This is a genomic window from Gluconacetobacter diazotrophicus PA1 5, assembly GCF_000021325.1.
Lineage (GTDB): Bacteria > Pseudomonadota > Alphaproteobacteria > Acetobacterales > Acetobacteraceae > Gluconacetobacter > Gluconacetobacter diazotrophicus.
In genome coordinates this window covers 3,403,782-3,426,837 of the sequence record NC_011365.1, presented here as the reverse complement: position 1 = coordinate 3,426,837, position 23,056 = coordinate 3,403,782, and the positions used below count along the sequence as shown (strand labels likewise).

At 70.6% G+C, this 23,056-nt stretch carries 21 protein-coding genes; 13 read left to right on the top strand and 8 right to left on the bottom strand.

The genetic code is table 11. The features are described from left to right. The first annotated feature begins 62 nt into the window (after positions 1–62). The 10 genes from GDIA_RS15675 to GDIA_RS15630 all read left to right on the top strand — a co-directional run bounded on the left by GDIA_RS15675 (position 63) and on the right by GDIA_RS15630 (position 10,750). On the top strand, positions 63–671 hold the full coding sequence (locus tag GDIA_RS15675) for a phosphoadenylyl-sulfate reductase (RefSeq protein ID WP_407635503.1): 609 nt from the start codon (positions 63–65) through the stop codon (positions 669–671). 45 nt (positions 672–716) lie between these two features. Beyond that, on the top strand, positions 717–1,511 hold the full coding sequence (gene cysD / locus GDIA_RS15670) for a sulfate adenylyltransferase subunit CysD (RefSeq protein ID WP_012227671.1): 795 nt from the start codon (positions 717–719) through the stop codon (positions 1,509–1,511). Between the two features lie 23 nt (positions 1,512–1,534). Continuing rightward, a complete protein-coding gene (gene cysC / locus GDIA_RS15665) occupies positions 1,535–3,415 on the top strand; it encodes an adenylyl-sulfate kinase (protein ID WP_012554769.1) in 1,881 nt (626 codons plus the stop codon). A 194-nt stretch (positions 3,416–3,609) separates the two neighbouring features. Further along, a complete protein-coding gene (locus tag GDIA_RS15660) occupies positions 3,610–3,948 on the top strand; it encodes a DUF2849 domain-containing protein (RefSeq protein WP_012227673.1) in 339 nt (112 codons plus the stop codon). Further along, a complete protein-coding gene (locus GDIA_RS15655) occupies positions 3,938–5,632 on the top strand; it encodes a nitrite/sulfite reductase (RefSeq protein ID WP_012554768.1) in 1,695 nt (564 codons plus the stop codon). Before GDIA_RS15660 ends, GDIA_RS15655 begins: the two co-directional genes overlap by 11 nt. Beyond that, the gene (locus GDIA_RS15650; protein ID WP_012554767.1) at positions 5,619–6,113 is read left to right on the top strand and encodes a DUF934 domain-containing protein; all 495 of its coding nucleotides are present in this window, start codon (positions 5,619–5,621) and stop codon (positions 6,111–6,113) included. The genes GDIA_RS15655 and GDIA_RS15650 overlap by 14 nt, the downstream gene beginning before the upstream one ends. A 98-nt stretch (positions 6,114–6,211) precedes the next feature. Then, positions 6,212–8,179 (top strand): glycosyltransferase N-terminal domain-containing protein, encoded by a 1,968-nt coding sequence (locus tag GDIA_RS15645; RefSeq protein ID WP_012554766.1) that lies wholly within the window; start codon positions 6,212–6,214, stop codon positions 8,177–8,179. Continuing rightward, positions 8,179–9,162 (top strand): tetraacyldisaccharide 4'-kinase, encoded by a 984-nt coding sequence (gene lpxK, locus GDIA_RS15640; protein ID WP_012227683.1) that lies wholly within the window; start codon positions 8,179–8,181, stop codon positions 9,160–9,162. Before GDIA_RS15645 ends, lpxK begins: the two co-directional genes overlap by 1 nt. Continuing rightward, complete coding sequence (locus tag GDIA_RS15635) at positions 9,159–10,079, top strand: lysophospholipid acyltransferase family protein (RefSeq protein ID WP_012554765.1); 921 nt, start codon at positions 9,159–9,161, stop codon at positions 10,077–10,079. The genes lpxK and GDIA_RS15635 overlap by 4 nt, the downstream gene beginning before the upstream one ends. A 302-nt stretch (positions 10,080–10,381) precedes the next feature. Then, complete coding sequence (locus tag GDIA_RS15630; RefSeq protein WP_012554764.1) at positions 10,382–10,750, top strand: hypothetical protein; 369 nt, start codon at positions 10,382–10,384, stop codon at positions 10,748–10,750. A 21-nt stretch (positions 10,751–10,771) separates the two neighbouring features. On the opposite strand, the gene GDIA_RS15625 is transcribed toward GDIA_RS15630, so the two are convergent. Continuing rightward, complete coding sequence (locus tag GDIA_RS15625) at positions 10,772–12,256, bottom strand: penicillin-binding protein activator (RefSeq protein ID WP_012554763.1); 1,485 nt, start codon at positions 12,254–12,256, stop codon at positions 10,772–10,774. 71 nt (positions 12,257–12,327) lie between these two features. On the opposite strand from GDIA_RS15625, the gene rsmI reads away from it, so the two are divergent. Beyond that, complete coding sequence (gene rsmI, locus GDIA_RS15620) at positions 12,328–13,347, top strand: 16S rRNA (cytidine(1402)-2'-O)-methyltransferase (RefSeq protein WP_012554762.1); 1,020 nt, start codon at positions 12,328–12,330, stop codon at positions 13,345–13,347. 7 nt (positions 13,348–13,354) lie between these two features. Here the strand turns inward: rsmI and GDIA_RS15615 are convergent, their stop codons facing one another. From GDIA_RS15615 to GDIA_RS15600, 4 genes are all read right to left on the bottom strand, one after another. Next, on the bottom strand, positions 13,355–14,026 hold the full coding sequence (locus GDIA_RS15615) for a LolA family protein (RefSeq protein WP_012227693.1): 672 nt from the start codon (positions 14,024–14,026) through the stop codon (positions 13,355–13,357). Positions 14,027–14,101: 75 nt separating this feature from the next. Further along, positions 14,102–15,061: an iron exporter MbfA gene (gene mbfA, locus GDIA_RS15610; protein WP_012227695.1), complete on the bottom strand. Its 960-nt coding sequence runs from the start codon at positions 15,059–15,061 to the stop codon at positions 14,102–14,104. Positions 15,062–15,160: 99 nt separating this feature from the next. After that, positions 15,161–16,573 carry a glutamate--cysteine ligase gene (locus GDIA_RS15605; protein ID WP_012554761.1) on the bottom strand — a complete coding sequence of 471 codons (1,413 nt, stop codon included), beginning with the start codon at positions 16,571–16,573 and terminating at the stop codon, positions 15,161–15,163. An 85-nt stretch (positions 16,574–16,658) separates the two neighbouring features. Further along, a complete protein-coding gene (locus GDIA_RS15600; RefSeq protein ID WP_012554760.1) occupies positions 16,659–17,411 on the bottom strand; it encodes a 16S rRNA (uracil(1498)-N(3))-methyltransferase in 753 nt (250 codons plus the stop codon). Between the two features lie 147 nt (positions 17,412–17,558). Between GDIA_RS15600 and ubiA the strand changes: the two genes are divergently transcribed. Together ubiA and GDIA_RS15590 are read left to right on the top strand one after the other, a co-directional pair. Continuing rightward, on the top strand, positions 17,559–18,476 hold the full coding sequence (gene ubiA, locus GDIA_RS15595) for a 4-hydroxybenzoate octaprenyltransferase (protein ID WP_012554759.1): 918 nt from the start codon (positions 17,559–17,561) through the stop codon (positions 18,474–18,476). Continuing rightward, positions 18,473–19,120, top strand: a complete 648-nt coding sequence (locus tag GDIA_RS15590; RefSeq protein ID WP_012554758.1) for a class I SAM-dependent methyltransferase — start codon at positions 18,473–18,475, stop codon at positions 19,118–19,120. Before ubiA ends, GDIA_RS15590 begins: the two co-directional genes overlap by 4 nt. A 43-nt stretch (positions 19,121–19,163) precedes the next feature. Here the strand turns inward: GDIA_RS15590 and GDIA_RS15585 are convergent, their stop codons facing one another. Genes GDIA_RS15585 through GDIA_RS15575 form a run of 3 tightly spaced genes read right to left on the bottom strand, consistent with a single transcriptional unit; the run spans position 19,164 to position 22,765 of the window. Further along, positions 19,164–20,573 carry an MFS transporter gene (locus tag GDIA_RS15585; RefSeq protein WP_012227706.1) on the bottom strand — a complete coding sequence of 470 codons (1,410 nt, stop codon included), beginning with the start codon at positions 20,571–20,573 and terminating at the stop codon, positions 19,164–19,166. Positions 20,574–20,579: 6 nt separating this feature from the next. Beyond that, positions 20,580–21,326, bottom strand: coding sequence for a dienelactone hydrolase family protein (locus GDIA_RS15580; protein WP_012227708.1), 747 nt, complete (start codon positions 21,324–21,326; stop codon positions 20,580–20,582). Further along, positions 21,323–22,765: a sugar porter family MFS transporter gene (locus tag GDIA_RS15575; protein WP_012227710.1), complete on the bottom strand. Its 1,443-nt coding sequence runs from the start codon at positions 22,763–22,765 to the stop codon at positions 21,323–21,325. The genes GDIA_RS15580 and GDIA_RS15575 overlap by 4 nt, the downstream gene beginning before the upstream one ends. Positions 22,766–23,056 lie beyond the last annotated feature (291 nt).

The window sequence follows — 23,056 nt, the reverse complement described above, 5'->3', positions numbered from 1 at the left end:
CAGCGATCAGGCAATCCATCGAGACCGCCGGTGAGTCCGCGCCGGCCATCCTGCGCGCCGTGATGACCGGCGGGCTGCATGGCCGGGTCGGCATCGTGTCGTCTTTCGGCTCGGAATCGGCGGTGCTGCTGGCGCTGGCGGCCGAGGTCGATCCCGCCATTCCGGTCCTGTTCCTGGAGACCGGGCAGCATTTCCCTGAAACCCTGGCCTATCGTGACCGGCTGGCCGCCCGCCTGGGCCTGACCGACGTGCGCAGCATCCAGCCGCAGCCCCGGCAGATCCGCGAGCGCGACCCCGACGGGCAACTCTGGGCCTTCGATCCCGATGCCTGCTGCGCGCTGCGCAAGGTCGAGCCGCTGGACGAGGCGATCATTCCCTTCGACGCCTGGATGACGGGCCGCAAGCGTTCGCAGGCCGCGACGCGCGCCCAGTTGCCGGTCGTCGAGGACGCCGCCGACGGCCGCATCAAGATCAATCCCCTGGCGCGCTGGACGCCGGCCGAACTGGACGCGGAAATGACGCGCCGCGACCTGCCGCGCCATCCGCTGGCCCTGCGGGGCTACAAGTCGATCGGCTGCGCCCCCTGCACCCGTCCGGTGGCGGAAGGCGAGGACCCGCGCGCCGGACGCTGGGCCGGCCTGTCGAAGACCGAATGCGGCATCCACGTCTGAACCCACCCCGTAGAGCCCGAAACCCTGTAAGGTAGCGCCCCCGTCATGGACGATCTCGACCAACTCGAAGCCCAGAGCGTGTATATCCTGCGCGAAGCGTACCGGAAGCTGAAGCCGCTGGCGATGCTGTGGTCGCTGGGCAAGGATTCCAACGTCATGCTGTGGCTGGCGCGCAAGGCGTTCCTGGGCCGCGTGCCGTTCCCGGTGATGCATGTCGATACCGGCAAGAAATTCCCCGAGATGTACCGGTTCCGCGACGAATATGTCCGCAAATGGAACCTGGAACTGCTGCTGGGCGACTGCCCGCCGGTCGAGGAGATCGACCCGACCCTGCCGCCGGCCGCCCGCTCCGCCGCGCGCAAGACCGCCGGCCTGGCCACGATGATCGAGAAATACAAGCTGGAAGGGGTGATCGCCGGCATCCGCCGCGACGAACAGGCGACCCGCGCCAAGGAGCGCGTCTTCAGCCCCCGCGGGTCCAGCCACAAGTGGGATGTCCGCAACCAGCCGCCGGAATTCTGGGACCAGTACGCCACCCCGCATGAGGAAGGCGTGCATATCCGCGTCCATCCCCTGCTGTCATGGCGCGAGATCGATATCTGGCGCTATATCGAGCGCGAGGGCATTCCGCTGGTGGATTTGTATTTCTCGAAGAACGGCAAGCGCTATCGCTCGCTGGGCGACCAGGACATCACCAGCCCGATCGAAAGCGAGGCCGCCACGGTGGCCGAGGTGATCGCGGAACTGCAGACCACCCGCACGTCCGAGCGCGCCGGCCGCGCCATGGACCATGAATCCGAAGACGCGTTCGAGCGGCTGCGCGTCGCCGGCTATCTGTGACCCCGGACGGATCGAGACCCGCCATGACTTATGATTCCGCCGCCCGTCAGGACGCGGCCACCCCCATCGTCATCGTCGGCCATGTCGACCACGGCAAATCCACGCTGATCGGCCGTCTGCTGCATGACACCGACAACCTGCCCGAGGGCCGCGTCGCGCAGATCATCGAATCCAGCCGGAAGCGCGGGCTGGCCGTCGAATGGAGCTTCCTGCTCGACAGCCTGCAGATCGAGCGCGATCAGGGCGTGACGGTCGATTCGACGCGCATCCCGTTCCTGCTGGGCAACCGCCAGTTCGTGATCGTGGATGCGCCGGGCCACCGGCAGTTCCTGCGCAACATGATCACCGGCGCCGCCGACGCCGAGGCCGCCGTGCTGGTCGTGGACGCCGCCGAAGGCGCGCAGGAGCAGACGCGCCGCCACGCCATGCTGCTGCGCCTGATCGGCATCCGCCATGTCATCGTCCTGATGAACAAGGTGGACCTGCTGGGATACGACCAGGCGCGGATCGCGGAATCCGAGCGCGCGGTCGCCGCCCTGCTGAAGCAGCTTGAGATCGAACCCAGCCTGTTCGTCCCCGCCTCGGCCCGCGAAGGCGACAATATCGCCAGTCGTTCGCCCAACATGCCCTGGTACAAGGGCCCGACCCTGACCGACGCGCTGATGCTGGTGCCGGCCCCGGCGGGCCGCGCCGACCTGCCGCTGCGCCTGCCGGTGCAGGATGTCTACCGCTTCGATTCCAAGCGCGTCGTCGCCGGGCGGATCGAACGCGGCCGCGTCAGCGTGGGCGACCATCTGGTGATCGGCACCCACGGCACCACGGCCCGCGTCGCGTCGATCGAAAGCTGGCATACCGCGCCGCAGATTTCCGCCGTCGCCGGCCAGTCGGTGGCGATCACGCTGGAACCCGACGTGATCCCGGACCGGGGCGACCTGCTGCATCGCGCGGACGAGGCCCCGGTGCGCGCCGCGCGCATCCGTTCGCGCCTGTTCTGGCTGCGGCAGGAACCGCTGCGGGTGGGCGAAAGCTTCCGCCTGCGCCTGGGCACCGCCGAACATCAGGTCACCGTGGCCTCGATCGATTCCGTCGTGCGGCTGGATGACCTGACCGAACATGCGGCCGACCACGTCCCGCCCGAGGGCTTTGCCGAAATCACCCTGGCGGCGTCCGAAAGCATCCTGTTCGATCCGTTCGCCCCCGGCACCACGGACGGGCGGGGCGTGCTGGTCGATCTGCACCAGCGCATCGTGGCCGGCGCGCCGCTGATCGGCCCCGCCGCGATTGCCAGCGGCACGAAGGCGATTCACCCGACCGGCAGCACGGTGTCGCTGTGGGACCGGGCGCAGGCGCGCGGCCATCGCGGCGGCGTCTTCTGGATGACCGGCCTGCCCGGCGCGGGCAAGAGCACGATCGCCCGCGCCGCCGAAAGCCGCCTGTTCGCCCAGGGAATCGACATCTCGGTCCTGGACGGCGACACGCTGCGGGCCGGCCTGTGCGCCGATCTGGGATTCTCGGAGGCCGATCGGACCGAGAACGTGCGCCGTGCCGCCGCCGTGGCGCGCATCCTGGCCGAAACCGGCCAGGTGGTGCTGGTCGCGCTGATCTCGCCGCGCACCGCCGACCGCGACCTGGCCCGCCAGATCGTGGGCGACGGGTTCCGGGAAATCTTCATCGACGCCGACCAGGAAACCTGCGAGGCCCGGGACCCCAAGGGCCTGTACGCGGCAGCCCGCGCCGGGCGGATCAGCGGCTTCACCGGCATCGACGCCCCGTACGATGTCCCGGCCACGCCCGACCTGCGCCTGGCGACCGGCCTGGACAGCGTCGCGGACGTCGCGGGACGGCTGGCCGCCTACGTGACCGACAGCGTCGCGCTGGGCGATACCGCGCGCCGCCGGTCCTGATCCCGCCGCCCGGGTGCGTATCCCGCACCCGAGCAGGTGCCCCGGGCCTGTGCACGACGCTTATTGCACGATAATGAATCGTGCATTACCCTTGTATACGCCCGATGACTCCCCCTAATGACCCTGTGAAACAGGGGATGCCGCCTGGACGATGCCGCTTGGACCGGGCCGGCTGAAAAAGGACTGATCAGAGCATGGATGTCAGGAGCAACCGCCGCGAAGCGGGCGGTTCGAGCGTGGTGACCGCCAACCGGCTGCTGGACGGGCGCATCGTCTGGCTGGCGGCGGACGGCCTGTGGTCCGAACGGATCGACGCCGCGCGGGTTATCTCCAACGACGCCGTCGAAGCCGCGATCGCCGAGACCGCCGGCCGTCAGCAGCAGGACGGCGTGGTCGGCGTCTACGGCGTGCAGATCAATCCCGAGGCCGCGACCCCCGTCCCGGTCACGGTCCGCGAACGGATCCGCGCCTTCGGCCCGACCGTCCATCCCGATTTCGCCACCCCCGCCGGGAGTGCCGCCCATGCAAGCTGACACCACAGCCCCCACGCTGCCGGTCGGGCATTACGCCTACGACCAGGTGGACCGCGCCTTCCTCGCCGACCGGGTGGAGCAGTTCCGCGACCAGGTGGCCCGCCGCCTGTCCGGCGCCCTGTCCGAGGATGAATTCAAGCCGCTACGCCTGATGAACGGCCTGTATCTGCAACTGCACGCCTACATGCTGCGGATCGCGATCCCGTACGGGATGCTGGATTCCCGCCAGATGCGCGAACTGGCCCATATCGCGCGGACCTATGACCGCGATTACGGCCATTTCACCACGCGGCAGAACCTGCAGTTCAACTGGATCAGGCTGGAAGACACGCCCGATATCCTGGGTCGGCTGGCCGGGGTGGACATGCATGCCATCCAGACCAGCGGCAACTGCATCCGCAACGTGACCTGCGACCAGTTCGCCGGTGCCGCCGTGGACGAACTGGTCGACCCGCGCGTGCATGCCGAAATCCTGCGCCAGTGGTCGACGCTGCATCCCGAATTCTCGTTCCTGCCGCGCAAGTTCAAGATCGCGATCAGCGGCAGCCCGAACGACCGCGTGGCCGCCCGCTTCCACGATATCGGGCTGGTGGCCAAGCCGGGGCCGGACGGGCGGACGGTGTTCGACGTCTTCGTCGGCGGCGGGATGGGCCGGACGCCGATCATCGGCGTGCATCTGCGCGACGACCTGCCCGAGGAAGACCTGCTGGCCTATCTGGAAGCGATCATCCGCGTCTATAACGAGTACGGCCGCCGCGACAACATCTACAAGGCACGCATCAAGATCCTGGTCCAGGCGCTGGGGGTCGAGGGCTATCGCGCCCGGGTGGACGCCGAATTCGCCGCCATGGACCGCGCGCGCTATCGCCTGCCGCCCGAAACGGTGGCCGCCATCCGCGCGCGCTTCGGCACGCCCGACCTGGATGCGCCCGCCGACGCGGCCGGGCATCTGGACCGCGCCCGGCGCGCCGATCCGGCCTTCGACCGCTGGGTCCGCACCAACACCCACCCCCACCGCACGGCGGGATATATCTCGGCCGTCATCTCGCTGAAGCCCGATGGCGGCATTCCGGGCGACGCGACCTCGGCCCAGATGGACGTCATCGCGGACCTGGCCGACCGCTACGCCTTCGGCGAAATCCGCATCACCCACATGCAGAACCTGGTACTGGGCCATGTCCGCCAGGACGCGCTTCACGCGCTGTGGCAGGCCCTGCGCGCCGCCGGGCTGGCCACCGCCAATATCGGGCTGATCGGCGACATCATCGCCTGCCCCGGGCTGGATTACTGCTCGCTGGCCAATGCACGGTCGATCCCGATCGCGCAGAAGCTCAGCGCCCGCTTCGCCAACCCGGAACTGCAGGAAAGCATCGGCGACCTGCAGATCAAGATTTCGGGCTGCATCAATGCCTGCGGCCACCACCATGCCGGCCATATCGGCATCCTGGGCGTGGACAAGAAGGGCGAGGAGTTCTTCCAGCTCACCCTGGGCGGCTCGGCCGGCAGCGACGCCGCGATCGGCGAGATCCTGGGCCCGGCCCTGCCCGAGGACGCGACGGTGGACGCCATCGCCCGGCTGGTGGACGCCTATCTGGTCCATCGCACCGGTGAGGAACGCTTCCTCGATACCTATCGGCGGCTGGGTGCCGCGCTGTTCAAGGACGCCGTTTATGCCACTGCTTGAAGACGGACGACTCGTCGCGGATCGCTGGACCGCCATCGGCCCCGACGACGCCCTGCCCGCGACCGGCCCCGTGATCGTGCCCCTGGCGCGGATCGGGGACGGGCTGGCACGCAACAGCAACGAAGAGCTGGGCGTCGCGATCCCGCCGGACGCCGAAATCGCCGTGCTGCGCACCGCCCTGCCGCGCCTGTCGCTGGTCGCCGTGACCTTCCCCAGCTTTCGCGACGGCCGCGCCTTCAGTCAGGCCCGGGCCCTGCGCGAACATCTGGGCTTTGCCGGCGACATCCGCGTGACCGGCCGCCCCCTGCCCGACCAGTATGAGTTCCTGCTGCGGTGCGGCGCCACCACGGTCGAACTGCCCGACGACGCCGATCCCGCCGTCTGGGCCCTCGCCCATGCCCGCTTCCACACCGCCTACCAGCCCGCCGTGCGCGGCGAGCTGGCCGAGGGATTTGGCCTGCGCCGCCTGCTAAGGGTCTGACGCTTCACCCGCTCGCCCCGCTTTCGCGGGCCCTTTCGCCGGGCGGTCGTGCATGCTACCGCCGGATACATGACACGCCGCCCCGTCCTTCACGGCCCATGCTGAGGCGCCTGCCGGGAACGGGTGGCGCGCGCGCGCTGGCCATCGTCCTGTTGCGCGCCTATCTGCGCCTGGCGCTGCGCACCACGCGCTGGACGTTCGACATCCATCCCGACGCCCATCCCCTGCTGACCGGGCGGGGCGAGCATTCGGCCCTGGTGGCCTTCTGGCACGAGGCGCTGGTCCTGACCCCCGCCCTGTGGTGGTGGGCAACGCCGCAGAATCCCGCCCTGCGCCTGCATGTCCTGATCAGCCGCAACCGCGATGGCCGCCTGGTCACCGACATCGTCGCCCCCTGGAAGATCAAGGCCATCGCCGGATCGACCGACCGCAAGGGCAAGAGCAAGGGCGGCGCCCGGGCGCTGCGCCGCATGCTGGACCAGGTGCGCAATGACAGCCTGATCGTCATCACCCCGGACGGCCCGCGCGGCCCCCGCCGCCAGGTCCAGCAGGGGGTGGTCGGCCTGGCCCGCCTGTCTGCCGCGCCGATCGTCCCGGTCGGGGCGTGCTGTTCCGCCTGGCGGCTGGACACCTGGGACCGGATGATGGTGCCGCTGCCCTTCGGGCGCGGGCGCTTCGTCTGCGGGGCGCCCATCATCGTCACCCCGCATGATCATGAAGACGCCGCGACGCGGCTGGGCGATGCCATCGACCAGGCGATGCGCGCCGCCTGCCCCGCCCCGGCCCGGTTCCTGTCGGGCCTGTGGGCCGGCCTTGCCACCGCGCTGGCTCCGGCGCTGACCCTGCTGCTGCGCCGGCGCCTGCGGCGGGGCAAGGAAGTCCGGGGACGGCTGAACGAACGCAGGGGCCGGTCCGCACGCCCCCGCCCGCCCGGGCGCGTCCTGTGGCTGCACGCCGCCAGCGTGGGCGAGACCCTGTCGGTCCTGCCCGTCGTCGCCGAACTGACGCGGCGGGACGCCACGCTGCATGTGCTGTTCACCACGGCGACCGTCACCGCCGGCGAACTGCTGGACCGCCGCCGGGCCCAGGCCGCGTGGGGCGCGCGGGTGATCCATCAGTTCGTGCCGCTGGACGTGCCGGGCTGGATGGACCGCTTCCTGCGCCACTGGCGCCCCGATGCGGCGGCGCTGACCGAAAGCGAGCTATGGCCCAACCTGCTGGAATCCTGCCATCGGGCCGGCGTCCCCATCGTGCTGCTGAACGCGCGGCTGTCGGACCGCTCGCGCGCGGGATGGAGCCGTCTGCGGGGCCTGGCGGAACGCATGCTCGGCCGCTTCGCCTGGATCGCCGCACGATCGGACGAGGACGCGGCGCGGCTGCACGCCCTCGGCGCCACGCGGGTGGACGTCCCCGGCGACCTGAAGGACGCCGCCCCGCCCCTGCCGGCCGATCCCGCGGAGATCGACCGCCTGCGCGCCGTCATCGCCGGGCGCCCGGTCTGGCTGGCCGCCTCGACCCATGAGGGGGAGGAAGACCTGATCGCCCAGGCCGACCGGCTGCTGCGCGACCGCCACCCGGACCTGCTGACGATCATCGTACCCCGCCACCCCGAACGCGGGGTGGAGATCGCCGAGCTGCTGGATGGTGCCCCCCGCCGTGCGGCGGGGGCCGAGCCCGGCCCCGCCGACCGGTTCTGGATCTGCGACACGCTGGGCGAACTGGGCCTGTTCTACCGGGTGGTGCCGATCGTCTTCCTGGGCAACAGCCTGTCGGCCCCGGGGGGACGGGACGAACGGGGCGGACACAACCCGCTGGAGCCGGCGCGGTTCGGCGCCGCCCTGGCGTCCGGGCCGCTGATCGCGAATTTTACCGGCGCCTTCGCCCGGCTGCGGGACGCCGTCGCCATCGTGCCGGACGCCGCCGCGCTGGCGGACTGGGTGGACGGCACGCTGGCCGACCCGGCGCGCGCGCACGATGCCGGATGCCGCGCGGCCCAGGTCGCCAGCCAGGACCAGGGCCTGCCAGGCCGCATCGCCGCGCGTCTGCTGGCGCTGATGGAGACGTGATGCACGCGCCCCGCTTCTGGTCCGGGGGCGATGGCGGCTGGCCCGCGCGCCTGCTGGCGCCGGCCGCAGCACTCTACACGCTGGCCACGGCGCGGCGCATGCGCGGGACAGGCTGGCGCGCGCCGGTTCCCGTCCTGTGCTGCGGTAACCTGACGGCGGGCGGCGCGGGCAAGACGACCGTGGCGCTGGACCTGGCGGCGCGCCTGGTCGCGCGCGGGCGCCATGTGCATATCCTGACCCGCGGCTATGGCGGCCGCGCGCGCGGCCCCCTGCTGGTGGACCCTGCCCGCCATAGCGCCGCCGAGGTCGGGGACGAGGCCCTGCTGCTGGCCCGGGTCGCCCCCTGCCATGTGTCGGCCGACCGCGCGGCCGGCGCGCGCGCGGCGGTGGCCGCCGGGGCGGATTGCCTGGTGATGGATGACGGGTTCCAGAATCCCGGCCTGCGCCAGGATATGGGCCTGCTGGTCATCGACGGCGGCAGCGGCTTCGGCAACGGGCATGTCCTGCCCGCCGGGCCGCTGCGCGAACCGGTGGCGCAGGGCTGCCGGCGCGCACGCGCCGCCATCCTGATCGGCGGGGACCGGACCGGGGCGCTGGCGCACCTGCCCCCCGCCCTGCCGGTCCTGCGTGCCGACCTGGCGATGCAGGAGGCTGCCCCGATGCTGGCCGGGCGGCCCGCCATCGCCTTCGCGGGGATCGGGCGGCCCGACAAGTTCTTCGACGGGCTGCGCGCGCAGGGCATCCGGCTTGCGGCCTGCCTGCCCTTTCCCGACCATCATGCCTATCGCCCCCGGGACGTGCGCCGCCTGTCAGCCATGGCCGCGGTACAGGGCGCCGTGCTGCTGACGACGCCCAAGGACGCGGTACGCCTGCCCCCCGCCATCCGGGCGCAGGTCCGCAGCGTGGACGTCACGCTGGCATGGGCCGATCCCATGGCGCCGGAGCGGCTGCTGGATATGTGGCTGGATAAAGCATCATCATGACGGACACGGACAAGACGCCACGCGTCACCCTGCTGATGCGCGCCGAGGCCCTGGCCGCGCGTGGCGCGCTGGCCCTGCTGCGCCGGCTGGGACCGGTGCGGGCATCGAATGTCGGGGGGGCGGTCTGCCGCATTATTGGCCCGCGGCTGCCGGTCTCGCGCGTCGCCGATGCCAACCTGCGCCTGGCGATGCCGGAACTGGACCAGGCGGCACGGCGTGCGGTGATCCGGGATGTCTGGGACAATCTGGGTCGCACGGTGGGGGAATTCCCCCACCTGGCGGCCCTGCCCCGCGATACCGCCTCGGGGCCGGGGTGGGATGTCGTGGGGGCCGAACACCTGGCCGCCCAGGCGGCGCGCGGCGGCCCGGTGGTCTTCATGTCCGGCCATATCGGAAACTGGGAGATGCTGCCCCCCGGGGTAGCGCATCACGGCCTGCCGTTCGCCTCGTTCTACCGCGCGGCGGGCAACCCGCTGGTCGATGCGATGATCCGCGGCCTGCGCGACGCCGCGATGGGGCAGTCGGTGCCCATGTTCGCCAAGGGCGCGCGCGGCGCGCGCGGCGCGCTGGCCCATATCGCGCGCGGCGGGCGGCTGGGCATGCTGGTGGACCAGAAGATGAATGACGGGATCGAGGCCCGGCTGTTCGGCCACCCCGCCATGACCGCCCCCGCGCTGGCCGCCATGGCCCTGCGCTATCGCTGCCCGGTCATCCCAGGCTATGTCGAACGGCTGGGCCCGGCGCGGCTGCGCATCCATGTCGAGCCGCCGATGGACCTGCCGGACAGCGGCGACCGCCAGGCCGACATCCTGGCCCTGACCCAGGCCGTCAACGACCGGCTGGAAAGCTGGATCCGCGCCCGCCCGGGCAGTTGGCTGTGGCTGCACCGGCGCTGGCCGAAACACCTGCGGCCCTGACGCCCACCCGGCGGGCATGGGGCCTCGCGGCACGGGGTTCATGTCGGCGACGCATCAAAAACAGGCATTCACGGGCGCGGCGACGGGCCACGATACCCTGCTGTTACAATTCCAGCGCTAATTCTGAAGCAATTGCACCATTCCGTGCCCATAATTAAGGCCTTTGCGCAACGGATCATTGCTTTTTTGCCACATCTGTAAAGATCTGCCTGTTTGTGCGGCGGCGGCGCTCAGATTCAATTTGGCAATGCCCGGCGTGGACCTTTAGCGTCTGCTTCGCCCCCTCATCCAAGGACATTCAGATGGCCAGAAACATGACCCTGAAGGCGAACGTCCCGACCCCGGGCCCGGCCCCTGCCAACGTCATTCCGTTGCGCGCCAGCTTCCTGCCGCGCCATCGGGAATATCTGATGCGCTGGCTGGATGCAGGGGCCTGCATGGGCCTGTGTGATGCCGATGTCTCCTCCCGGTCCGAAGACGGACCGATCGAACACGTCCTTGTCTGGGTCCGCGAAAACGCCGATCCGGCTTACCTGCTGCGGCCCGAAGGCATGAACTGGGTCCTGATCGACAATCTGCGCGATCATCGGCTGGGCACCTTTCACCGGTTCGAAGCCGCGTTGTACGCCATTCGTCCTGTCCTGGCCTGCGGTGCGACGGCGGCGGCCTGATCGGCCGCCCCCCTCTTTTCCTTAGCTTCGCTGGTCCCGCACCAGACGCCCCGCCGCCGGACTGACGATCCGGCCGCCCCCGCCGGGCTGGATCTGGAAAATCGCCAGGTCACGCAGTGTCTGGCCATCGGGCGTCAATCCGAACACTCCGTCCACCCCTGAAAATCCATCCGGTCGCGTCAACGCCGCGATCGCGTATCCGTTCGGCTGTCCCGGCGGCCGCGCGCGGTCCAGCGCACCGACCAGCGCCGCCGAATCATAGGACAGGTCGCTCAGCGGCGTGGGCATGTGATGATACCGCGCCATGAAGATCTGGATGAACCGCTGGCGCGCGCCCGGGTCCGGCGCCGCATACCACGCCCCTTCCAGGCGCCCCAGCTTGCCGGCGAACGCCCCCCACAACCCGGTACCCAGGATGCGCACCGGCACCGACGCCTGCTGCGGCGGCGACGGGGGGGCGACGGCCGGCTGGGTGCTGACGGTCGGGGGCACGGTCAGGGCGCCGACCGGCGTATGGGCCGGGACCCCGGTCACCGCCGCGCCCGCCACCGGGGCCGCCGCCGGGGGCGTGTCCACGGTGATGGCCGGGGCCTGCGCCGCTGCCGCGGTGCCGGTCGCGGCCGGGCCGATCGCCTGCACCGCCTGCAACGCATCGATCACGCTGGCCAGTTGCAGCCCGGTATCGGCCAGCAGCAGCGCATCGAACGGCGGCGCCCCCAGTTTGGGCACGGCCGGGGCGGCGGGGGCCGTCCCCTGCCCTGTCGCGGGCGCCGGAACAGCGGGCGCCCCGGCCCCCAGCGGGTCGACCGCCGACATGTCGGGCGGCACCGGCGCCTGGGCACCGGGCTGGGCGGCGGCCAGGCGCGTGTCGTAGGCGGACAGCGTCTTCAGCCCCTGGGTGATGCTGGCCGGGCTGGTGGTATGATAGACGACGTCCGGCGTCGCCAGCCCCTGCGCGGCACAGACCTCCGTCAGGGCCTTGCCCATCGCCCGGCCCAGCGCCGTGTCGGGCAGGAAGGCGGCAAAATGCTGCCGTCCCTCGGCCCGCGCGGCCGTCACCAGCCGTTCGACCTGCTGTTCCGGCGCGATGCCCAGCGCCCACACGCCGGGGCGCCCCAGCGACAGGTCGCTGGTATAGGCCAGCATCGGGATGGACGTCGAAGCCGTGACCGCGGCCGCCTGCGTGGTCTCGGCCGCCGTCAGCGGCCCCAGGATCACGCCGTCGCCGGCGGCCACCGCCGCCTGGGCCGCGGCCCCCGCGCCCCCGGCGGCTTCGGTATCGCGGATATCCAGCGGCGGCGCGGTGGGCGCGCCCAGTGCCAGCCGTGTCGAGGCCAGCATTTCCTGCCCCAGCCGCGCATTGCCCCCGCTCAGCGGCAGCAGCACGCCGACCGTCCGCCCGGCGGGAACCGTGGGGGCGGGTGCCGGCGGGCCTGCGGTCACGGGGCCGGCGGGACCCGCCGCGGGACCGGCACAGGCCGCAAGCCCGGCCAGCGAGGCCGCCATCAGCAGTCCGGCCTTGCCAGACGGGCCGGGACGGGCTGACTCTGCACGCCGTTTCTGTGTCCGGATTGCGAATGACCGACTCATCTTCCTCGTCCCTGCCTTTCCAAGCGCCCTCTCCCCATAGCGGAGCGGAACCCGCCCGTCATGCCCCGGACGATACGACACCCGGGGACATGGCGCCCGATGACGTGACATCCGATGACGTGACATCCGATGACGAAACGCCCGCCCGCCCAGGCCAGGGGGGGCTGGCGCTGGTCTCCACCCCCATCGGCAACCTGGGCGATTTCAGCGACCGGGCCGTCGCGACCCTGTCCGGGACGGACCTCGTGCTGTGCGAGGACACGCGCGTCACCGCGCGCCTGCTGGCCTCGCGCGCCATCACCGTCCGCACCGAACCCCTGCACGACCATAACGAGCAGCAGCGGATTCCCGCCCTGATCGCCCAGTTGGAACGCGGGCGGCGCATCGCCATCGTGTCGGATGCCGGCACGCCCCTGCTGTCCGATCCGGGCTTTCGCCTGGTGCGGGCGGCGATCGCGGCCGATATTCCGGTCACGGCCGTCCCCGGCCCCAACGCCGCGATCACCGCTCTGACCCTGTCGGGCCTGCCGCCGCATCCGTTCCTGTTCTCGGGCTTCCTGCCCCCGCGCACGGCGGCGCGGCGCGAGGCGCTGGGGCGCCTGCGCGCGGCCGAACAGGCCGGCCTGTCCGCCACCCTGATCTGGCACGAGGCCCCGCACCGGCTGGACGCCATGCTGGCGGACCTGGCCGACATCTTCGGCGCGGACCGGCCCGCCGCCGTGGCGCGCGAACTGACCAAGCGGTTCGAGGAAGTCCGGCGCGGCCCCGCCGGCACGCTGGCCGCCTGGTACGCGCAGAATGCGGCACGGGGGGAAATCACGGTCCTGCTGGGCCCGCCGGCCGAGGACGACAGCGGGGCGGACGACCTGGACAGCCGGCTGCGCGCGGCGCTGGCCAGCCTGTCGGTCAAGGACGCGGCCGCGCTGGTCGCCGGCGCCGTCAACCTGCCCCGCCGCACGGTCTATGCCCGCGCGCTGGAACTCGCCCGGGAAAGGGACCAGCCCTAGGATATTATTATTGCTCGCCAATTTCCGTATCGAACAGCCCGTCCGGCAAGGGGCCGCCGCCCAGGCGGATATTGTACAGATCGACCCTGGTTTCCTGCCCCTGGGCATCGACGACGCTCCAGGACCGAAGGGACATCGGGCTGTCATGAAACACCAGCGTCAGGCTCCCGTCCGCCGGCGAGGCCGTCCGCACCAGCGTGACCTGCACCAACCCGTTGGAATGTGTGAACCCCGTAACGGTCACATCCCCCGAGAGTTGCAGCCCGGGCCGCAGCAGCAGCCCCAGCGGCGTCTTGTCCAGCGGCAGCGTCGTGGTCTGGCCCAACTGGCTGTCGTTGAAGACGACCTGGCCGTGATTGGCCACCAGAAGCAGCGGGCTGGGCTTGTCATATTCGAAGCGCATCCGCCCCGGACGGCTCAGCCACGCCGTTCCGGTCGTGCGCTTGCCGTCGGGGGCCAGTTGCTGGAACTGCGCCTCCAGCGTCGTCACGCCGTTCAGGTAGTCCTGGACGCGCTGGACCCAGGCCCGGTCGGCCGGGGCCAGGGCCAGCGTCATGGCCGTGGGCGCGGGAGTCGTCACCGTCTGGGCATGGAGGGAAGCCGGCAGACAGGCAAGCCCCGCCAGCAGGGCGCATGCGACACCGGTCGGCAGGGGAAACAGGCAGTTGGGGCGGGTCATGGGGTCCGATCGGTCGCAGCGGAATCGTTCCCGATCTCGTTGCCCGATCATCCGGGCAAGATCAAGGCGCAGCCCCTACCCCGCCGAACCGATCAGGATGCCGGTCGCGAAGACCAGCGCCCCGCCAAGGACGATCTGCACCACCGCCGAGCCGAACGGCGTATCCTGGTAGCGCCAGCGCACCCACGAGATCAGGACCAGTTCCACCACCACGACCGCGACGGCCACCGTCATGGCGGCCGAAAACCGGTCGATCAGGAACGGCACGGTATGGCCGATGCCCCCCGCCGTCGTCATCAGCCCGCAGATCGCCCCGCGCAGCACCGGCGCGCCGCGCCCGGACAGCTTGCCGTCATCCGACAGGGCTTCCGCGAACCCCATGGAAATCCCGGCCCCGACCGAGGCCGCAATGCCGACCAGAAATGCCTCCCACGGGCGATGGGTGGCGAAGGCCGCCGCGAAGACCGGGGCCAGCGTGGACACCGACCCGTCCATCAACCCCACCAGCCCGGGCTGGATCACCTGCAGCACGAAGCGGCGGCGGGCGTTCTCGTCCTCGCCCTCGCGCTTGGTGGCAGGCAGGCGAACGCGTTCGATGGCTCCGGCCGCCTGCTCGTGCTGGTCCTCGGCCACCGCCAGGTCGCCCAGAAGCTTGCGCGTCGCGGCTTCGTTCGTGCCTAGCGCGGCCTGCCGGTAGAACCGGGCCGCCTCCAGCTCCATCTGCCGGGCATGGCCGCGCACGGCCTCGATCCCCATCCCCTGCACCTGCCAGGCCGGACGCCGCGCCGGGAACCCCGCGATATCCTGCCGGCGGATCAGCGGAATATGCGACCCGAAGCGACGGACGTACAAGTCGATCAGGCCGCGCCTGTGCTCGTTCTCCTCGTGCACCATGTCGGTGAAGATGCGCGCGGTGTCGGGATAGTTCTCGCGCAGCGCGTACGCGAAGTCGGCATAGATCCGCGCGTCCTCCTCCTCGTTCGAAATGGCGAGAGCAAGGATTTCCTGATCACTCAGCGTCGCGAACTTGCGCATCCAGCCTGTATGTCGAACATCGCTGATGCGCACAAGTCATTTCGATATCGTGCGAATTATTCGCGTTATCGAATTCAACGAAACGAAGGCCCGATACTCTTAAACCGCCGCTTCGCTGAAGATATGCGTGACGTCGCCTTTCCAGGCCCCGTGATAGCGTTCCAGCCACCGTTCGGCCTGCGTCGGGCCGCCGGCCGCGATCTCCTGCAGCGGGGCCAGCAGATGGCTCTCGTCACGTCCGGTCCCGTCCGTCACCGCGCGCGCGCGCAGCCCCTGCACCGCGATCTCGACCATCCGCGCCGTCAGTTCGCGCAGCGTGCCGCCCACCCACGGCGCGTCCAGCCCCGCCCGTGGCACGGCGGCGCGCAGGGCGACGTAGTGCGCCCAATCCTGCTCGCGCACCAGCGCGTCGGCGGCGGCCAGCGCCGCGTCGTCATACAGCAGCCCCACCCACAGGGCGGACATGGCCAGCATCATCTCGGGCGACCCGGCATCCGCCCCGCGCATTTCCAGGAACCGCTTCAGCCGCACGTCAGTGAAGGCCGTCGTCATGTGGTCCTCGAAATCGCCCACGGTGGGGGTCAGGCCCTCCAGCCCGTCCTGGCGCTCGCCCTTCATCCACGCCCGGAACGACCGCCCCGCCACGTCCAGGATGCGCCCGTCGCGCACGACGAAATACATCGGCACGTCCAGCAGCCATTCGACATAGGGCTCGAACCCGAAGGAGGGCGAGAAGAACAGGTCCGGCATGCCCGACCGCGCAGTGTCGGTATCGGTCCAGATCCGGGCACGGTTGGACATGAACCCGTTCGGCCGGCCCTCGTAGAACGGGGAATTGGCGAACAGCGCCGTCGTCACCGGCTGCAGCGCCAGCGACACGCGCAGCTTGCGCAGCATGTCGGCTTCGGATGCGAAATCCAGGTTGACCTGCACGGTGCAGGTCCGCTGCATCATGTCCAGGCCCAGCGTGCCGACCTTGGGCATGTAGTTCCGCATGATGGCGTAGCGGCTCTTGGGCATCCACGGCATGTCGGCGCGCCGCGCCAGCGGGTGGAAGCCCAGCGGGGCGAAGCCGACCCCCAGCGACCGGGAAATCGGACGGATCGCCTCGAAATGCCGGGCCATCTCGTGCCCCGTATCGTGCAGGCTGGCCAGCGGCGCGCCCGACAGTTCGAACTGCCCCGCCGGCTCCAGCGACACCGACCCGCCGCGCTCGGGCCCGATGCCCTTCAGCCCGATCAGGTTGCCCGCATCATGGATCGCCTCCCACCGCGTGCCGCCATCCTGGCGGTTCAGGTCGGTCAGGATTTCGGAGATGCCGTCGGGGGCGTAGGGCGGCGGCATCCAGGCCGGGCGCGCCGGGCCGGCGGCGGCGGGCAGGACGAAGCCGAATTTCTCGTGCTCGGTGCCGATCCGCCACAGGCCGCGCGGCTTGCCCCCGTCCGCCAGCAGGCGGGCCAGTTGGCTGACCGATTCAATGGGGGTCGTATCTTGCTCGCCGGGGTTCGACATCGTTTCTGCAAAAATCCTAAAAAACGCAACGGATCGGTCAGAGGCCGTGCGGGTCGTAAGCATCAAGGCTTTTGAGGCTGCGCTCTCAGCGCGACCCTGCACCAGACACGCGCCGCAGGCCAGCCCCCATCAGGGACAGGCCACAGGCCACGGCCGTATCGGCCCGCAGGATCAGCCCGCCCAGCGAGATCATCCTGACAAATGGCCGTGCGCGCAACATGTTGACCTCGACATCGGAAAACCCGCCCTCCGGTCCGACCAGCAGTCCGTCGCCATCGGCGACATCCTCGATCCCCCCCGCGCCGCCGCGCCGGTCGGCGCGTTCGGCCGCCACGAACAGACGCCGTTCGGGCGGCCACTCCCCCAGCCGGTCGGCCAGGCGCCGGGGGGCGTCGATCGCGGGCACGTCCAGGCGCTCGCACTGCTCCGCCGCCTCGCCGGCAATGGTTTCCAGGCGTGCTTCGTTGACCCGGTGGGTGTTGGTCCGTTCGGTCAGGACGGGCAGGAATCGTGTGACCCCCAGTTCGGTACCCATGCGCACCACCATGTCCGTCGCATCGCGCTTCAGCGGCGCGAACAGCAGGACCGGCCCCGCAACGGGCTCCGCCGCGCGCCGCTGCCGCAGCAGGCGCACCTGCCCCCGGTCGCGGCGCATCGCCTCGATGCGCGCCAGCCATTCCCCGTCGCGCGGGTTGAACAGGGCGACCTCGTCCCCCACCCCCAGACGCAGCACCGTTCCCAGATAATGCGCCTGTCCCGGCGTCAGGTCCCGCACCGCGTCCGCCTCCATCGGCGGCTGCGTCGCCGGATCGGCGAACAGACGGGGACAATCCTTCATGACGGCACCACTCCACGCGACACACAACCCGGGGCCGCAGCGGGACCTCGGCTCTTGACCGCGTCCCCCCGGCGCCCCATCACACGCGGGCATAGCAGCCCCGCGCGCCGGCGTCATGGCCGGACGGCCCAAGCTGGAGAGACGAGCGTGAATCGATCCCTGCCCCATACCGATATCCGGACCGGAGGATGGATCGCCCGGCTGCCCGTGCCGCTGCGCCCCTACGCGCTGCTGGCGCGGCTGGATCGTCCCATCGGCACGTGGCTGCTGTTCCTGCCCGGCATGTGGGGCATCCTGCTGGCATCCGGCGTCGATGCCCGCACGCGCCTGCGGCTGATCGTGCTGTTCGGCATCGGCAGCGTGGTGATGCGTTCGGCGGGCTGCGTGGTCAACGACATGTGGGATCGCGACATCGACCGGCTGGTGGCGCGGACCGCCGGGCGCCCGCTGGCCTCGGGCGCCCTGCGCATGCGCCAGGCGGCCCTGTTCCTGGCGGGGCTGCTGGCGATCGGGCTGGTCATCCTGCTGCAGCTCAATCCGCTGGCCCGGGTCCTGGGGGCCTCGTCACTGATCCTGGTGGGGCTGTATCCCCTGGCCAAGCGCTTCACCTGGTGGCCGCAACTGGTGATGGGCTTCACGTTCGGCTTCGGCGCGCCGCTGGGCTATGCCGCCGCGACCGGCCGCGTCGATGCCGCCTGGGGCGCGCTCTACGCCGCCACCATCCTGTGGCAACTGGGGTTCGATACGATCTACGGCTTCCAGGACATGGAGGACGACGCCCGCATCGGGGTCAAATCCACGTCGCGCCTGTGGGCGGGGCAGCCGCGCCTCTTCGTCGGCGCCTGCTATGCCCTGGCCGTGGCCGCGCTGCTGCTGGCGGGATGGCTGGCCGGATGCGGCGCGGGCTTCTGGATCGCGATGGCGCTGCCCACCATCGCCCTGGCCTGGCAGGTCGCGCAACTGGACAGCACCGACCCCGCCCGCTGCCTGAGCCTGTTCCGCTTCAACCGCGAAACCGGCCTGGCGATCGCGCTGGCCATCCTGGCCGGACTGGCCGGGCAATGACGGCGCCCGCCGATGCCCGCGCCTTCGTCGCGGCCCACACCACCCTGTCCCACGCCCCCCTGGTGCCGGAGATCGCCCTGCACCTGGCCACCGAGATCACGCCGATCTGGCAGGCGTCGGAAAGCTGGCTGGCGCAGCATGATATCGAACCGCCCTTCTGGGCCTTCGCCTGGCCGGGCGGCCAGTTGCTGGCACGCCATGTCCTGGACAATCCGTCACTGGTGGCCGGCCGCCGGGTGCTGGATTTCGCGGCCGGATGCGGCATCGCCGCCATCGCCTGCGCCCGCGCCGGCGCCCTGTCGGTCGAAGCGGCCGAGATCGACCCCCTGGCCACCGCCGCCATCGCCCTGAACGCGGACGCGAACGGCGTCACCCTGACCGTCACCGAAGCCGACCTGGTCGGCGCCCCGCCGCGCTGGGACCTGATCCTGTGCGGCGACATCTGCTACGAAAACCCGATGACCGAGCACATCCTGCCCTGGCTGCGCACCGCCGCGCGCACGGCGGAGGTCTGGATCGCCGACCCCGGCCGGGCCTACCTGCCCCGCGCGGGGCTGGAGGTCATCATGACGCGCGACATCGCCACCACGATGGAGCTTGAGGACCGTACGGCCCGCCGTACGACGCTTTACCGGGTGACGTAACGCAGGCGGATCCGGCCGTATGCAGGAACCGCCGGCTGTTCCGTCACCGCAGGGCCCGCAGCCGGCTGGCGCTGAGCAGCGCCGACAGGAAGGCACACGCCGCCGCCAGTTCCATGCAGCGCAGGGTGGGGTCATGGGTGACGAAACCGAAGGTCAGCGCCACGAAGATCGCCCCCATGGTCTGGCCCGACAGGCGCGCGACCGACACCATGCCGCTGGCGCTGCCCGACCGGCCGCGCGGGGCGGACACCATCATCGCGCGATTGTTCGGCGGCTGGAAAATCCCGAACCCGACCCCGGCCAGGCCGATACGCCAGGCAATGTCCAGGTTCCCGGCATCGGGCGGCAGCAGGCACAGCAGGACGAAGCCCGTGCCCGTCACGCACAGGCCGATCGAGGACAGGATGGCCGCCGGCACCCGGTCCGCCACCCGCCCGACGAACAGCGAGATGGCGACGATCCCGACCGGCCAGGGTGTGATCAGCAGGCCGGTGGCCACCGCCGAGCGATGCAGCACCGATTGCAGCGCGAACGGCATGGAAATGATGAAGAAGTTCGACGCGACGAACGCCCCGAACCCCACGCCGAACGCGACCAGGAAATCCGGCACCGCCAGCAGGTCGATCGGCAGCATCGGGTCGGACCGCCCGGCCTGGCGCCGGGCCAGCTGGACGAACGCCCCCGCCCCGCCCGCCAGCAGCCACACCGCCAGCGCGGGCCCGCTACGATGCACCAGGCTGTCCAGCCCGACGATCACGCCCCCGAACGCCACGACGTTCAGCACCGCGCTGGCCAGGTCGAACGAGGACGGGCTGCGCGGCGTGCGCGGCAGATAGAACGCGGCCGCCACCATCGCCGCCCCGCCCAGCGGCAGGTTGATCAGGAAGATCCACGGCCAGTCGGCCACCGACAGCACCGCCGAGGCGATGGTGGGCCCCAGCGCCACGCCGGTCGCCACCACCATGCCGTTCAGCGAGATCCCCTTGCCGATCTGGGAATGCGGATAGATGAAGCGGACCAACGCGATATTGACGCTCATGATGCACGCCCCGCCCACGCCCTGCAGCGCGCGGGCCAGGGCCAGTTCCAGCAGCGTGTGCGACATCGCGCACAGCAGGGACGCGACCACGAAGGTGCCCAGCCCGATCCGGCACAGCCGCGCGAATCCCACCCGCGCGCCCAGCGACGCCAGCGGCAGCAGTGTGGACACGCTGGCAAGTTGGTAGGCGTTGATCACCCAGATGGACGATGACGCGCTGGCATGGATGTCGTGCGCGATGGTGGGCAGCGCCACATTGGCGATGGCATAGTCCAGCACCGACAGCAGCACCGACAGCGCCACGGCGAACATCGCCATCGCCCGCGCCGTGCCGTGCAGGCCTTCACCCTCCGCCAGCGTTCGGCGCGCCGGGGCATCGGGCGCGGACGTATCGGGCACGGACCGCAGCGCCATGGCCGCTCAGCCCGCGCGCAGCGCGCGGCCGAACAGCGCCTGGACCCATCCCATGGCCTGAAGGAACAGCGCCGGGTCGTAGCGCGGCCCCTCGTCCCGCAGGAACGCATGCTGGGCGTTGAGTTCGTGCCATTCGTAGCGGACGCCCGCAGCCTCCAGCGCCTCGCGGATCATCTGCCGCCCGGCGAAGGGGACATGCGGGTCCTGCCGGCCCCAGGTCATCATCACCTCGCCCGGAATCTCGCCCAGCCGCTGCAGCGTGTCGTCGTGCCGTCCCTGCCCCAGGGACGCCGAATGGATGTCGGTGGCATAGAAGCACGCCGCCGCCGACACCGCCGGGTTCATCGCCGCCCGAAAGGCCAGGTGCCCGCCCAGGCAGACCCCCATGGTGCCGATCCGCCCGGTGCAGGCCGGATGCGCCGCCAGCCACGCCACCGCCGCCCGGGCATCGTCGTCGTACGACGCCAGGGGCTTGGCGTATTTCAGTTCGTTGCCCCGGTCGGTGCCCGGCTTGTCGTAGGCCAGCACGGTGCCCGCGGGTTCGTATTCGTGATAGACCTCCGGCACCGCCACCACGTGGCCCAGCCCCGCGACCATGGCGGCCAGCCGGCGGATCGGGGCCGTCACCTGGTAGATCTCGGAGAACAGCACCACGCCGGGAAAGGCCCCGTCCGCCGCCGGACGCAGCACATGCAGCCGCATCGGGCCGCTGGCGGTCGCGATATCGGCGGTTTCGTCCCCGTGGAGGATCATGCTTCCGCTCCCCGTCCTGTCGTGTCCTGCCCCAGGTCACGCAGCCGGCGGCCGGCCATCAGACGCGCCTCGATCTCTTCCAGCGAGACGCCGCGCGTCTCGGGCACGTAGGCCAGGGTGATGATGATGAACAGGCCGTTCATCAGCGCGAACAGCCAGAAGGTGCGCGCTTCGCCCAGGGCGGCCATCACGGTCAGGAACACGTTGCTGACCAGCGAGTTCGCCGCCCAGTTGGTGAAGGTCGAGCACGCGATGCCGAAATCGCGCCCGCGCAGCGGCTGGATTTCGGAACACAGGGTCCAGACCAGCGGCCCGGCGCCGATCGCGAAGCCCGCGACGAACAGCAGCAGTGCCCCGACCATGCCGATTTCCTGCGGCAGGGAATCGCCGCCGAACGCGATCAGTCCGCCCGCGCCCAGCATGGCGAAGGTCATGATCGCGCAGCTGAGGATCAGCAGCGGCCGCCGCCCCCAACGGTCGATGAAGGCGATGGCGAAGCCGGTCGACAGCACGTTGATCAGGCCGATCAGCGCCGTGGCCCAGGTCGCGGCCGACACGCCGAAATGCGCGGCCTGGAATACCTTCGGCGCGTAGTACATCAGGACGTTGATCCCGGTGAGCTGCTGCATGACCTGCAGCATGACCCCCAGCAGGACCGACCGGCGGAAATTCGCGTTGCTGCGGAACAGCGCGAAGCCGCTGCCGCTTTCCTTGCGCAGTTCCTGCGCGATATCGCGGATTTCGGCATCGGCCTCGGCCGGGTCGGGCCGCAGGTAGCGCATGACCTGGCTGGCCCGGCTGCGCTCGCCCCGCATCATCAGCCAGCGCGGGCTGTCGGGCAGGAACAGGCAGGCGGCGCAGAACAGCGCCGCAGGCACCGCCATCAACCCCAGCATCCAGCGCCAGTGCCCGCCATAGGCCAGCACGCTGTCGGTGACATAGGCCAGGAAGATGCCCAGCGTCACCATCAGCTGGTAGAACGAGATCATGGCGCCGCGCACGGCCTCGGCCGTGACTTCGGAAATATAGAGCGGGGCGGCGAAGGCGGCGATTCCCACCGCCAGGCCCAGCAGGACGCGCCCCACGATCAGCACCGTGATGGACGGCGCCAGGGCGCAGATCATCGACCCGGCCAGGAACAGCAGCGACGCGCCCAGCAGCGCCCGCCGCCGGCCGAACCGGAAGGAAATCCGGCCGGCGACGACCGATCCGACGGTGGCGGCCACCATCATCGAGGACACGATCCATTCCTGCATGCGGGCGGCCGCATGGAATTCGTCGCCGATGAACCCCAGCGCCCCGGCGATGACGCCGGTATCCAGGCCGAACATCAGCCCCGCCATGGCCGCGAGAATGCCGACGACGATCGCCCGGGCCCCGGAGGACGGCACCGAGCCGTTAACGGGCATCGTTCCTGCCGGTCCCTGGTCTGGTGACATCATGGAATCCTTCCCGGTTCTGTTCTTGTGTCGTGGGCGAAACGCCTGGACCGCGCGCCGCCATTCTTGATCCTGTCAGGCCACAGTTCGGCCGGAATCCCGGTCAATCTGCGTCAAACCGGGGCCGCCGGACAGTCCTTATGATACGAAATACATCCCCGTGGCCAGACGCATCCCGCAGTACCCCCGCGGTGGCAGGAAAAAACACACGGGTCGTGAACTCTTCGTCCTCTCCGGGATATGAGGCCGCGGGCATTGACATCCTGCGGCCCGTGACGCCGTGATACGCGC